We start from the raw sequence: 12,438 nt of genomic DNA on the forward strand, positions 1-12,438 counted from the left end.
AATCCCTGCGCTGCCGTCCCGGCGACCGCGCTCAGTACGCGTCCGCCGGGGCGCGCGCGTCCGCGGGGAGCGTGAGCGGGAGCATCTCCACGGCCGCGTCCCCGCCGGCCAGCCACTGATACCGCGCCAGGTTCGAGAGGACGCGACCCACGTAGGTGCGCGTCTCGTCGTAGGGAATGCGCGCCACCCACACGTCGGTGTCCCGGTCGATGCCCCCATCGAGCCAGTGCGACACGGCCTTCGGACCGGCGTTGTACGCCGCCGCCGCGAGCGGCAGGCTCCCCTCGAACGTCCGGAGCAGCTTGCCGATGTAGAAGCCGCCGAGGCGCAGGTTGAGCGGCGCGCTCTTGAGCTGCCCGAGGTCGAAGCCGAGCGAGAGCTCGCCGGCCGCCTTCTCGGCCGTCGACGGCATGAGCTGCATCAGCCCGACCGCGCTCGCGGGGCTCACCACGACGGGATCGAACGCGCTCTCCTGGCGCATCAGCGCGTGAACGAGGCCCCTCGGCAGCCCGTGCTGCGCCTCGAGCGCGCGCACCTCGCCGGCGTACGGCTCCGGATAGACGCACTCCCACGCCCAGCGTTCGGCCTGAGAGGGCGCGCGCTGGAGCGCCGCGGCGGAGACCGCCTGCGTGCCCACGCGGTAGCGGCGCTTCGCGGGCGAGAGCATGCCGTACATCCGGCAGAGCGCCTCGCTCTCCTGCCCCGCATAGGCCGCCGTCGCCTCTCGCTCGTTCTCGGCGAGGTAGCTCTCCGCGTCGCCGTCGAGCCCCATCGACGCGAGCAGCGCCGCGGCCGGCGGCAGCTTCACCTCCACCGCCCGGGCGTCCGCGATGGACGCCGGGACGAGCAGCGGCGGCATGGGCGCGCCCACCGCCGCGAGGCGCGAGCGCGAGAGCAGCGCGCCCCACGAGAGCGGCTGCTCCCGCATCACCTGCGTCCAGAGCCGCACCGCGCCGTCACGGTCGCCGCCGCGCAGCGCCGCGAGCCCGGCGAGCTCGCGCAGCCGCGCCGCGTCGGCCGGCCTCGCGTCCCGCGCGAGCTGCTCCAGCGGCCGCCGCGCGCGCGCGGCGCCGCCCGTCGACAGCGTCGCGAGCGCCCGCTCGTAGGCCGCGTCGTCGCGCCGATCGCTCCGCGGATAGGCCTCGAGGAACCGGCCGTACTGCGCGGCGGCCTCCGCGTAGCGCCCGACCTGCATGAGGAGCCGCGCGGCGAGCAGGCTCGAGAGCTCCCCCCAGCGGGTCTTCCGGAACCTGCGCGCGACGGCGAGGTGCCGCTCGATCGCCTCCGCCTCGCGCCGGAGCCGCGAGAGCGAGCGCGCCGCGAGGTGCAGCTGCTCCGCCTGGCGCGCCGACGGCGAGGCGGCGACCTTGAGGAACGCCGCGGCAGCGGCCTCGTAGTCGCGCGCCTGGTAGAGCGCCGTGGCCCTGCGGTGGTGGAGCTCCGACGCCGGCACGCCCGACATCTTGTCGAGCTCGGCGATCGCCTCCGCCGCGCTGCCCCCGGCGACCATGGCGTCGACCTTCTGGAGCCGCTCCTCCTGCGAGAGCTGCCCCGGCAAGGCGGCGAGGAGCGCCGCGGCGTCGCGCCCGTCGGGCGACGACGGCGCGCTCTTCACGATCCACCGGAGGTCGGCGTGCGCGAGGGCCGCCGCGGCGGTCTTCTCCCCCGGGCGCTCGGCGGCGTCGCGCACGCCGAGCAGGACGCGCGCCCGCGCCATCCGCGCCGCGGCCTCGTCGCGCGACCTGCGCGCGCGCTGCGCCGCGGCCACGGCCCGATCGGCGAGCGCGCGAGCCTGCTTGAGATCGCCGCCCTTCATGGTGGCGAGCGCGGCGCGCGCGAGGCCGGGCGCGCTGCCCGAGCGCTCGAAGTACGCCGCCGCCACGTGGAACGGCCCCGCGACGAACGCCGCCTCCGCCCGGTAGCGCGCCACCTCGCGGGCGAGGAGCGGCAGCTCCTGCTCCAGGCCGTGGAGCAGCTCCACCGCCTTGCCGTGATCCCCGAGCTCGAACGCGACGCGCGCCCGGGCGTACTTCATCGAGGGCAGCGCGCGCTGCTCCATGGGCAGGGCGTCGAGCCGCTCCGCCGCCTCGGCCCAGCGCTCGAGCCGCACCGACTCGACCCAGGCGCCGTCCACCATGGGCGGCGCGGGCGACGCGAGGGCGAGGCCCGCGGGCGGCGCGAGGGCGAGACCCACGGGCGGCGCGGCGGACGGCGCGGCGCGCGCGGTGCTCTGCGACGGGGGCGGCCCTGCCGCGTGGTGCTCCGCGCACGCGGCGAGCGAGAGGCCGAGGACCCACGCGGCGGCCAGGCGGCGGCGCGCTCCCCCTGAAGACGGCTTCGGTGGCGACGGAGCCCGTTTCATAGCCGACCCGGCGCGGTGGACGACCCGCCGGCAGCGCGCCGTGAGGACGGAGCCCCGCGGGACGGCGGCCTCCGCGCGCAGGCCGCCCGAACCGCAGCGCACGCGCTGCCGACCCCTCTAGCTAGCAAGCTTGGGCCCGAGGTCGCAAACAAAGTGTCGGGGCCGACGCGATCCACCGCTTCCCGATCTCCACGTCCTCCTCGAACAGGAAGGCCGCCACCTCGTCGAGCGAGCCGGCGCGGTTCGGCGGCGCCCCCAGACGGAGCGCGGCGGCCTTGCCGAACGCGGCGACCACCGGGTGCGGCGAGCTCGCGAGCCGCAGGAGCTCGGGCACGAGCTCCACCGCCCCGAACGCGCCCGCGACGACCGCCGCCAGCGGCCGAGGATCCGCGGGGCAATCGTGGCTCCACGACAGCGCGGAGCGCAGCGCCGCGACCGTCTCGGGCGCCGCGGCGCGCGCCGCCGCCGCCGTGCGGTAGCCGCCCCCCGGCAGCGCCAGCTGCGCGTCGCCGCGGCTCGTCGCGCAGATGCCGTCCGCCGCCTGCAGCAGCGCCGCGGCGATCGGCTCGGTCACGCCGTCGCCCAGCACCGTCAGCCCCTCGAGGTCGGCGGCGACGGGCCGCGACGCCTCTTGCGCATACCCCTCGAGGTTGGCGAGGAGCCGCTCCAGGTCCACCGCGCCCGCGGCGCGGCCCGCCAGCACGTCGCGCTCGGTGTGCACCGTCACGAGGCTCGACACGATGGCCGGCGTCCCGCCGCGCATCGTGTGCGACACGTCCACGCTCACCCGCTGGACGGCGGGCCACCGCAGCACCCGCGGCTCCGTGTCCGGGTCGACGACGATCCCCCAGGGCACGACGGCCATCGTCACCTCGCGCGCGCCGCGCTGGATCGGGGGGCGGTGATCGGCGCGGACCAGCGCGAGCAGCCCGAGCGCGCTCCCCATCGCGATGAGCCCCAGCGAGAGCGCGTGGCCCCCGGCGCTCCAGACGGCCGCGGAGGCGCCCGCGAGCCCCGCGGTCCCGGCCGCGGCGAGCGCGCCGGTCGAGCCGGGCTCCGGGTGGAGCCACACGTAGCGGAAATCCGGCGGAGGCAGCTTGCGCAGCACGGTGACGACCCCGGACGACGAATCTAGGCTGCGGCGCCCCCGCGCGCCACCGGGTGCGCGGGGGCGCCCGCGCGCACCCGAGGCATGCCACGGCGCGTCGGAGGCGCTCGCCGCGCCGCCGACGTCCGCGCGCGCCACGCCGACGGCGGCGTTCCACGCGCGCTGCGCGGTGGTAGCTTCGCGGGCGGTGCTGCTCTCCCGCGTCCGCCTCGTCCATGTCGGCCCGTTCGAGGATCTCTCGCTCTCGCTCGAGGACACCTCCGGCGCGCCGCGCCGGCTCGTGGTCCTCTTCGGCGGCGACGGCGTGGGCAAGACCTCGATCCTGTCGGCGATCGCGTCGACCCGGCCCGGGTACGCGGTCGCGCAGCCGAGGCCGCGCGGAGACGACGGCTCGCAGCCGCTCGTGGTCGCCGACTGGATGCTCGGCACGGACGACCCGGCGCGCGCGCACCCGCTGCGGGTCACGAGCCCGAACGCGCGCCTCGACGAGCCCGAGGAGGCGGCGATCCTGCGGCGGAGGGAGCAGTCGCTGTTCGAGCGGCGCGCGGCCGAGGGGGGCTTCGTCCTCGTCGCGCTCTCGGGAGCGCGCTGGTTCTCCCGCAGCGCGATCGTGCTGACGACGCCCGAGCGCACCATCCTCCGCTACGACGTGCGCGCGGCCGCGAGCTTCGACGACGCGACGCGCACCGACCTCGCCCGCGAGACGAAGCAGGTGCTCTCGTTCGTCCCGATCGCGGCGGCGATCGCGCGCGACGGCCGGAAGAGCCGGCCGGAGGCGCTCTCGGACGCCTGGCCGGGCGCCCAGGCAGAGCGGCTCGGCGCGCTCGATCGCGCGCTCAAGGAGGTGCTCGAGGCGCTGCTCGAGGGCCACGGCGTGACGTGCGCCGGCGTCGATCCGCTCCGGCTCGAGCCGATCTTCGAGCGCGCGGACGGCCAGCGCGTCGACTTCGACGATCTCGGGCGGAGCGCGCGGCACACCGTCGCGTTCGGCGCGCTCGCGCTCCGCGCGCTCGCGTCCGCGCACCCGAGCGGCGATCCGCGCCTCGCCGAGGGTGTCGTGCTGATCGACGACATCGAGGCGCAGCAGCCGGTGCACCGCCAGCGATCGCTCGCCGCGCGCCTGCGCGCCGCGCTGCCCAACGTGCAGTGGATCGTCACGACCTCATCGCCGGCGATCGCGCTGGGCTGCGAGCTCGCCGACGTGCTCGCGCTCCGCCGCGAGCCCTCGTCGGGGCGCGTCGAGCTGCACGAGGGCCCGGACGCCGTGCTGCACTGAGCCGCGCGGCGCGGCGCGCCTCCGGGCCGCGGGCGGCGCCGCGCCTCGCTGCGCGCGCTCCCAGGCTGCTGCGCCGCGCGCGTCAGGCGAGCGGCACGGCGAGGAGCACGATCTCCTTGCCGCGCACCTCGACCTTGTAGCGCATGGGCTTTCCGTGCTTCCGCCCGAGCTCCTGCTCGCTCGCCTTGAGGCGGGCGACGAACGCGTCGCGGGTGATGTGGTCCACCGGATCGCCGAGCGACTTCTTCGCGGCGATGTACTCGCCGAAGATGCGCGCGTAGTAGGCGTCCTCCGGCTCCTCCAGGAGCGCCTTGGCGTCGGCCGGGATCTCCTCCACGGACAGCGCGGCCATCCGCTCGTCGACCTCGAGGGCGTCCCGGAAGGACGCCGACGTCGGCGCGCGCGACGGGCGCCCCTCGGCGTCTGTCTCGTCCTCCTGCACCCCGAGCAGCTGGTTCAGGAGCGAGTTCAAGCGGAACACGAGCCCGCCGAGCTCGGCGTGCTCGATCTGGAACCGGAGGTCGGTCCGGCCGTTCATGATCGCGAGCAGGCCGTCCTCGATCTCGGAGACCGGCTGCGAGATGTACGCGTCCAGGAAATACCCGGCGATCACGACGAGCACGAGCCCGAGCGCGGCGACGCCGAGCAGCGGCCAGAGCAGCGCGCTCGCGAGCCCCGGCGTCCTGAGCTGCGCGATGCTGAGGAGCACCGCGCGCCGCCCGTCGCCGTAGCCGTCGAGCGCGTGCCCGACGGCGCTGTACTCGCCGGCCAGCCCGCCGATGTCGACCGTCTGCCCGGAGCTCAGCGCCTTCAGGGCGCCGTCCTTCGCCGGCGACGCCGTGAGCGCCGCGACCAGCTGCGGGGAGGCGTCGCGCGATTTCGCCACCACGTCGAGGCCGTCGCCCGACTGCGTCGCGACGACGAGGACGCGCCCGCTCGTGCGCTCGCTCGCGTTGGTCAGCCGCTCGTCGTTCAGCGCGGTGCCCACCGCGACGGCGCCGATGATCTGCCCGGCATCGCTGCGGATGGGCGCGTAGGACGCGAGCAGCTGCTCGTTGCGCGCCCGGCTCACCCACACGTCCGAGCCGGTCACCCCCTGCTCGATGGCGAGCTTCAGCGACGGGTAGACGGCGCCGAGGTTGTCTCCGCGCATCAGCGCGGAGGCGTTCCGTCCGAGCACCACGCCCTTCGTGTCCACCAGGACCACGAGGGAGGGCGGGGTCCTGGCGAGCTCGGGCGAGGCGGCGACCGCCTCCCGGATGGCGTTGGCGGCGCTTGTGGCCGCCTCGGCGCGGGCCGGGGCGGTGCCGGCGTTGAACGGCTCGCGCAGCTTCGGGTCGCTCGCGTGGGAGTCGAGCCACCGCTCCAGCACGAGGCCGTCCACCTGGAGCTGCGCCATGGCGGCCGCGAGCGCGCGCGGCGCCTCGCCGGGGCGCCCGATCTCCGCGAGGGAGGCGCGCGTGAGGGCGTAAAAAAGCCCTCCGACCATGAGGACAATCACGGCGAAGACTGCGATGATCTTTCCGCGCATCCTGCGTCTCCACTCCTTCTTTCCGGGGCTCAGAGCAAGCTACCATCCGCTGCGGCGCTGCTACAACTCTCCACCCAGCTCATGGTGCACTTGAATCAGCCGCACTCCGAAGCCCCGCGCCTCTACGTCGTCGACGACGCGCTGTTCGAGCAACATCGCTCGCGAGGCGCGCACCCTGAGCGCCCGGAGCGCCTCGAAGCCGCCCGCCGCGCCATCGAGCGCTGCGCCGCGGCCGGCCTCTCGCTGGAGCACGTGGCGTCGCGCGACGCCACCGAGGAAGAGCTCGCCCGGGTGCACGCCCCGCGGTACCTGGAGTCGCTCGGCCGGCTCAGCGGCCACTTTGCGGCGCTCGACCCCGACACGTACGTGGTCCCGCGCTCGGTCGAGGCGGCGAAGCGCGGCGCGGGCGCCGCGGTGGCGCTGGTCGACGCGGTGCTCGCCGGCCCCGGCCGGCTCGGGGTCGCGCTGCTCCGTCCGCCTGGCCACCACGCCACGCGCGACGCCGGCATGGGCTTCTGTCTCCTGAACAACGTCGCCGTGGCGGCGCAGGCGGCGCTGAGCAGCGGGCTCTCGCGGGTGGCGGTCGTCGACTTCGACGTGCACCACGGCAACGGCACGCAGGACATCTTCTGGGACGATCCGCGGGTGCTGTTCTGCTCGCTGCACCAGTGGCCGTTCTATCCCGGCACCGGCGCCGCCAACGAGCTCGGCGGAGGCGATGGCACCGGTTACACGGTGAACGTGCCGCTGTCCGACGGCGCGACGGACGCGGTCTACGAGGCTGCGTTCGACGAGCTCCTCCTTCCGGTGCTCGACGAGTATGCGCCCGAGCTGATCCTGGTCTCGGCGGGGTTCGACGCGCACGAGCGCGATCCAATGGCGGCGATGAAGCTGTCGCGCGCCGCGTACGCGGCGATGGGCCGCCGGCTCGCGGCGATGGCGACCGCGAAGGCGGGCGGGCGGCTCGCCATCTTCCTGGAGGGCGGCTACGACCTGACCGCGCTCGAGAGCTCGCTCGCGGCGGCGCTGCTCGCGGCGTCCGGCCGCGAGGCGGCAGACGACCCGGCTGGAGCGTCGGTGCCGCCGGCGCATCCCGCGCAGCGCGCGCCGATCTCGACCCGCCACCGCGCGGACCTGGACCGGGCCCGCCGGGCCGCGCTGCGCCGGTGGACGACGCTCTGAGCGAGGCGACCGGCGGCGCGCCGGGGAACCGGGGCCGAGGCGTGAGCGGGGCCGAGGGGGGCGCCGGCGGGCCGCTGTCCCGCGGGGGCCCTCTGCTGGAGGAGTGGAGGAGGCCGGCGCCTCCTTGGGGGTCAGGGCGGGAAGCGGGGGCGAGGGGCTCGAAAGGTGGCCGGTTCCAGGGGTGGGGGCTCGAAGAGCGACACGCGGTGCGTTTCCGTGATTGCACTCTGCGCGGAGCTGAGTATTCTGCCAGGCCTTCGCAGCCCCACGGGCCGCGAAGAACGGTGGGTATAGCTCAGTTGGTAGAGCACTGGATTGTGGCTCCAGTTGTCGCGGGTTCGATTCCCGTTACTCACCCCAGGTAGAACAGGCCGAGGCCGCCCAGCAGCGGCAGCCTCGGGGCCTCGGCTGCGCGAGAGCACGAAGACCGAGCGGCAGGCACGCTGATTCGTGCCCGCTGGGCTCCGCGCCGGAGCTCCACGAGTTCGACCGCGGCGCCTCGATCGGGAGCGAGCGGCGACCGGCGCATCGCGAGAGAGCGCGACGTCGATGATCGCTCACCTGACGCGCGCCGTGGCCTCGGGCCCCGAGCGCCGGCTCGACCCTGCCGAGCCGCCGCGCCCGCCCGCGGAAAGCGACGCGCGCTCTCCGCGCCCTTCCTTCCTCCATCCATCCACGAACCGAAGGGCGTTCCCCTTGGCCGACGCCGCGCGAGCGCGACCCGATCCCGGTCCGAGGCCCGGCGCCGCCCGAGACCATCCATGAGCGCGCCCGCGCGCCAGACCGCGAGCACGCTCGCACGCCATCACGAGCACGCTCGCTCACCACGTCATGGACGAGCTCGCACGGCGTCGTGAATCGCTCATTTCGATAAGCGCTCTTCGCGCCCCGGAGATATCGATTCATGGAGTTCTACCCACCACAGTGAGCCATTGACCATTCTCCCGGAGACAGCAAGTCTCATTTTTGTAACCAACTCGCCACAATACCCGCGTAGCGTCGGCGCGCATGAAAACCACCCTCCCTGGGAGCCGCGCGTCGACGGCGCGCCTCATCTCCGCCGTGTTCATCGCGATCAGCGCACCTCAGCTCGCGGCGTGCGCCGTGGATTCGAGCGATGCTGCGGATCCTACCGAGTTGCCGGCCCCCGGCACCGTCGATGTCGTCCGCCCGCTCACGCTCTCGGAGCGCGCTCGCGTGCCCGAGAAGGAGCCGGGGTTCGTCGCTGCAGCGCTCGAGGACCACGAGCTCGTCATCACCCATGACGGCAGCATGGCGCCCTTCGCCGCGGGCGACGTGCTCGGCGGCACGCAGGGAGGCGGCTACCTCGCCCGCGTCGTGAGCGTGCGCACGATCGACGCGACGCGTGTGGCGCTCGCGACGACGCCCGCTCCTCTGACGGAGTTCATCACCGAGGGCCACTTCCACGTCCACTACGACGCGCGCGAGTACGCGCGCGCCATCGACGATCACGTCGCGCGCACCCGCGAGCTCGGCGTGGAGGACGACGAGCAGATCGCGAGCGCGGCGGAAGCCCTGAAGATCTCGTCCGGCGCCTCCATGAAGCTCCTCGAGCTCTCCTCGGCCTCGCTCCCGGCGTCGTGCGGGGTCACCGCGCACGGGACGGCGGCGCTCGACGTCACGGCCGAGCTCTCGCCGGCGCTCGACCTCGAGGTCCATGTCGGCCCGAGGAGCAAGCTCAACCCGGTGCCGGAGCTGAAGCAGCTCCGCCTCGTCACGTCGGGCCAGCTCGACGTGAGCGCCAGGCTCCAGGGCACCGGCACGGTCACGGGGACCTGCTCGGTCGACCTCTTGGAGCTCGCCGGGGGCGCCCTGAGCATACCGCTGCCGACGCTGACCTTCTGGGTGGGCCCGGTCCCCGTCGTCGTCACGACGGACGTCGTGCCGAGAGCGAAGGCGGATCTGGGGCTGTCCTTCACGGCCGCCGAGGTGGACGCCGAGGCGCAGGCGACCGCCGAGATCGAGGCCGGGGTCGACTACCGGAATGGCAACTGGAGCACCATCTGGGAGCCGTCCGGCTCGGCCTCGGGCTCGGCCTCGATCGGAGCGCCCGGCCTGATCACGGCGTCCGGCAAGGTGAGCGCCGGCGCGGAGCTCCGGGCGCGCCTGTACGGCATCGTCGGGCCGAACGTCGGAGTCCAGGCGTACGCGCGCGTCACGGCGGAGAGCGCGCCGCCCTACTGCTCGTACGACGCGCGGGTCGACGGCGGCGTGCGAGCCTACGCCGAGGCGGTGGCAGGCGTGTCGGTCGGCCCGCTGGATCTGACGCTCAAGCGCCTCGAGCTCGTCGATCTCGAGCTCCTGCACTTCGATGGACCGCGCGCCTCGGGCCCGCTCCGCGACGCGCCCGAGTGCGACGCGGAGCCCTGATCGCGCCGCCCCTCCTCGCGCCATCCGTCCGGGAGGCGAGGCGCCCCCGCCTCCCGCGCGCGGGCTCGGACGCCGCGTTCAAGGGTCCGCGCACGCGACGTAATCACAGGACGCCTCGTTCACGCACTCCTCGGTTCGCTCTACGAGGTCATTCCCCTCGAGGCCAAGGCACGCGGTCTCGCAGCTCGTCTTGCTCGGCGGCGGAGTATCGTTTTCCTCCGCGCAGAGGATGCGGTGCTTGCAGAGCTCGCTGCATGCGTTCAGGATCTCTTCGTCTTTGCACCCTGCGGCCCCTGCGGCAAAGAGGCCGAGGACGGCGGCGATGACGGGCAAGATCGATCGGAGTTCTGCGTTCTTCATGGGCAGCTCACCTCGGTTGTGGAACGGCGACTCTCCCCGGTGGGCGACCCGCTGCCGACCGGCAGCCCGCGTCAGCGCACGAGAAGAAAGCGAGCGCGCGACCCGGCACGGTAGCAGCGCTTTGCAGGAGGCCAGCGCGCCTCACCATGAGGCCACGCCTCCGCGCCGAGCATAGACGAATCCCTGGCCGCCGCCCACCGCGCGACGGCACGCGAAACGCCGAAATGCGAACACCTCGGCCCCGCGCCGACGTCATCTCGGTTCCCGCTGCCGTCCCCGCGCGCCCCGGCGCTGGCCCGATGCGCCGGGCGTGGTACATTGCGTCATCGCGGCTCCTGACGCGCCCTCCCCGATCGACGACGAATGCCCTCCAAGGAATCCGACACCCTGCTCGAAGCCGATCCAGGCGAGCGACCGGATCGCGAGACGCCCGACTCCACGCGGCTTCCTCTCGTGCTCTTGGTCGACGGGGACAGGAGCATCTGGGAGCCGCTCGGCGCCCTCCTCTCGAAGCGATATCGCCTCGTCGTATGCTCCTCGGCCGTGGACGGGGTCGCCGCCTTCACCGAGGACACGTGCGCGGTGATCGTCGATGTGCGGATGTCAGGGCAGGAGGGGTTCTGGGTCTGCGACCAGATCCGCAAGTTGCAGCCCGAAGTGCCCGTCATCTTCTATTCGGCTCATCAGGACGAGAAGGACTCGTTCGAGGCCATCAACGCGCACCGGCCCTTCGCCTATGTCGATAAAGACGGCGCCGAGGAGAAGCTCCTCGACGCCCTCGAGAAGGCGACGCGGATATTTCAAAGCACCCTCCGCAGCAGGCGGATCATCGAGCGGCTGCAGCGCCGCCGGCTGGAGGCGATCTGACGCCTCGGCAGGGCGAGCCGCGCCCGCGCGGCGATCGGCGAGATCTGTGGCGCACGCTGATCCAGCTGGCGCTGAGCCTGTCCGCGCTCTTCGCGGGGATCGCGCTCGCGGCGCACCTCGCGCGCGAACAGCTCGACGCGCTCGGCCGCGGGTTCGTGGACCGCTTCGGCCTCGCCGGGATGTTCGTCGGCACCTTCCTCGCCGATGCGTTCTCGTTCCCGATCCCGCCGCAGTTCTACATGCTGACCGCGATCACGTCGGGGGGCTCGCAGGTCGCGCCCCTGATCGCCATCTCGGCCGCCTCGCTCGCCGGCGGCTGCACGGGTTACCGCCTCGCCGGCCGCATCGCGCGGCTCCGCCTCTTCGCGGCGCGCATCGAGCGGACGCGGCCCAGGATAGACCGGCTCTTCGAACGTTACGGGTACTGGGCGATCGCGATCGGGAGCATCTCGCCGATCCCCTTCTCGATGCTCTGCTACCTGTCCGGGCTGTACCGGATCCCGCTGCGCTACTTCTTGACCATGGTGCTGTTCCGGGTGCCTCGGCTCCTCCTCTTCTACGCGCTCATCCGGGCGGGATGGAGCCAGTGAAGCCGGCGGGGTGGGCGCTACCTGGGGCTGTCCGTCTCCTCGGACGACGGGTTCACCCGGACGCGCTCCAGGATCTGGTCGACCATGCCGAGATCGATCCCGGAGCGCTCCACGACGTTCCTTGAGAACAGCCGAGTCGCCTCCTTCGCGAGCTCCTCGTCCGGGAGGAACGGCCGCGCGGGCGACCGCGGCGCCGGCAGGCCGATCTCCTTCTCGAGCTCGGAGATCGCCCGGATCATCTCCTGGTAGCAGGCGGAGGCGATCTGCACGGCGAACGGGAACACCTGGACGTTGCCCCGGCCGGCGCGCACGGCGTGCAGCGTCGCGGCGGCCTGCTCGGCGAACTGGCGACTCCCGTACGCGTTGGCCATCTGCGCGTACATCGCGATGGACTCCTGGTCCGCCGCGAGGTCCTCCTCCTTCGTGCGCGGCGCTCCGGACGAAGGCACCGACGACCACCGGACGATCATCCGCGCGTAGTCGTCGAGCGCGCGCCGCTGGAGCGCCAGTCGCTCCAAGAGCGCTTCTCGCCGCTGTCTCTGGAGCTCCGCTCTCTCCTCGTGCTCGGCCCGCCGCTCCGCGCTGAGATCTGCCGATCTCCGCGCCAGGTAAGCGCCGATGAAGAGGGCGACGCCGTTGCTGACGGCGATGAAGAGCATCTCCAAGATCTTGGGATCCATGCCGGTGCCCACGACTTCTATCACGTTCGCGCTGAACGCAGTGAGTTGCCGCATGATGCGGAGAAAAGTTGGCCGCCGCCCTCCTCCCGTG

General features: G+C 73.6%; 10 protein-coding genes and 1 tRNA gene. 6 read left to right on the forward strand and 5 right to left on the reverse strand.

What is annotated here, in order from left to right:
• Positions 1 to 31: 31 nt before the first annotated feature.
• Together WMF14_RS33665 and WMF14_RS33670 are read right to left on the reverse strand one after the other, a co-directional pair.
• Positions 32 to 2,362 carry a transglycosylase SLT domain-containing protein gene (locus tag WMF14_RS33665; protein ID WP_437792916.1) on the reverse strand — a complete coding sequence of 777 codons (2,331 nt, stop codon included), beginning with the start codon at positions 2,360 to 2,362 and terminating at the stop codon, positions 32 to 34.
• A gap of 121 nt (positions 2,363 to 2,483) precedes the next feature.
• The gene (locus tag WMF14_RS33670) at positions 2,484 to 3,470 is read right to left on the reverse strand and encodes a hypothetical protein (RefSeq protein ID WP_437792918.1); all 987 of its coding nucleotides are present in this window, start codon (positions 3,468 to 3,470) and stop codon (positions 2,484 to 2,486) included.
• 187 nt (positions 3,471 to 3,657) lie between these two features.
• On the opposite strand from WMF14_RS33670, the gene WMF14_RS33675 reads away from it, so the two are divergent.
• On the forward strand, positions 3,658 to 4,746 hold the full coding sequence (locus WMF14_RS33675) for a hypothetical protein (protein ID WP_437792919.1): 1,089 nt from the start codon (positions 3,658 to 3,660) through the stop codon (positions 4,744 to 4,746).
• Positions 4,747 to 4,828: 82 nt separating this feature from the next.
• Here the strand turns inward: WMF14_RS33675 and WMF14_RS33680 are convergent, their stop codons facing one another.
• Positions 4,829 to 6,277: an MXAN_5187 C-terminal domain-containing protein gene (locus WMF14_RS33680; RefSeq protein WP_437324105.1), complete on the reverse strand. Its 1,449-nt coding sequence runs from the start codon at positions 6,275 to 6,277 to the stop codon at positions 4,829 to 4,831.
• 81 nt (positions 6,278 to 6,358) lie between these two features.
• On the opposite strand from WMF14_RS33680, the gene WMF14_RS33685 reads away from it, so the two are divergent.
• The 3 genes from WMF14_RS33685 to WMF14_RS33695 all read left to right on the forward strand — a co-directional run bounded on the left by WMF14_RS33685 (position 6,359) and on the right by WMF14_RS33695 (position 9,850).
• Positions 6,359 to 7,459: a histone deacetylase family protein gene (locus WMF14_RS33685; RefSeq protein ID WP_272095100.1), complete on the forward strand. Its 1,101-nt coding sequence runs from the start codon at positions 6,359 to 6,361 to the stop codon at positions 7,457 to 7,459.
• A gap of 284 nt (positions 7,460 to 7,743) precedes the next feature.
• A tRNA-His gene (locus WMF14_RS33690) sits at positions 7,744 to 7,819 on the forward strand.
• Positions 7,820 to 8,467: 648 nt separating this feature from the next.
• Positions 8,468 to 9,850: a hypothetical protein gene (locus WMF14_RS33695; RefSeq protein ID WP_437792922.1), complete on the forward strand. Its 1,383-nt coding sequence runs from the start codon at positions 8,468 to 8,470 to the stop codon at positions 9,848 to 9,850.
• A gap of 78 nt (positions 9,851 to 9,928) precedes the next feature.
• On the opposite strand, the gene WMF14_RS33700 is transcribed toward WMF14_RS33695, so the two are convergent.
• Positions 9,929 to 10,210: a hypothetical protein gene (locus tag WMF14_RS33700; RefSeq protein WP_272095103.1), complete on the reverse strand. Its 282-nt coding sequence runs from the start codon at positions 10,208 to 10,210 to the stop codon at positions 9,929 to 9,931.
• Positions 10,211 to 10,573: 363 nt separating this feature from the next.
• Here WMF14_RS33700 and WMF14_RS33705 point away from each other — a divergent pair, with 363 nt between their 5' ends.
• Together WMF14_RS33705 and WMF14_RS33710 are read left to right on the forward strand one after the other, a co-directional pair.
• The gene (locus WMF14_RS33705) at positions 10,574 to 11,077 is read left to right on the forward strand and encodes a response regulator (protein WP_437792924.1); all 504 of its coding nucleotides are present in this window, start codon (positions 10,574 to 10,576) and stop codon (positions 11,075 to 11,077) included.
• Positions 11,078 to 11,232: 155 nt separating this feature from the next.
• Positions 11,233 to 11,667 (forward strand): YqaA family protein, encoded by a 435-nt coding sequence (locus tag WMF14_RS33710; protein ID WP_272095105.1) that lies wholly within the window; start codon positions 11,233 to 11,235, stop codon positions 11,665 to 11,667.
• A 17-nt stretch (positions 11,668 to 11,684) separates the two neighbouring features.
• On the opposite strand, the gene WMF14_RS33715 is transcribed toward WMF14_RS33710, so the two are convergent.
• Complete coding sequence (locus WMF14_RS33715; RefSeq protein ID WP_437792926.1) at positions 11,685 to 12,401, reverse strand: hypothetical protein; 717 nt, start codon at positions 12,399 to 12,401, stop codon at positions 11,685 to 11,687.
• Positions 12,402 to 12,438 lie beyond the last annotated feature (37 nt).

Origin of the sequence: Sorangium sp. So ce693 (genome assembly GCF_051521375.1) — a bacterium.
Classification (GTDB): Bacteria; Myxococcota_A; Polyangia; order Polyangiales; family Polyangiaceae; genus Sorangium; species Sorangium atrum.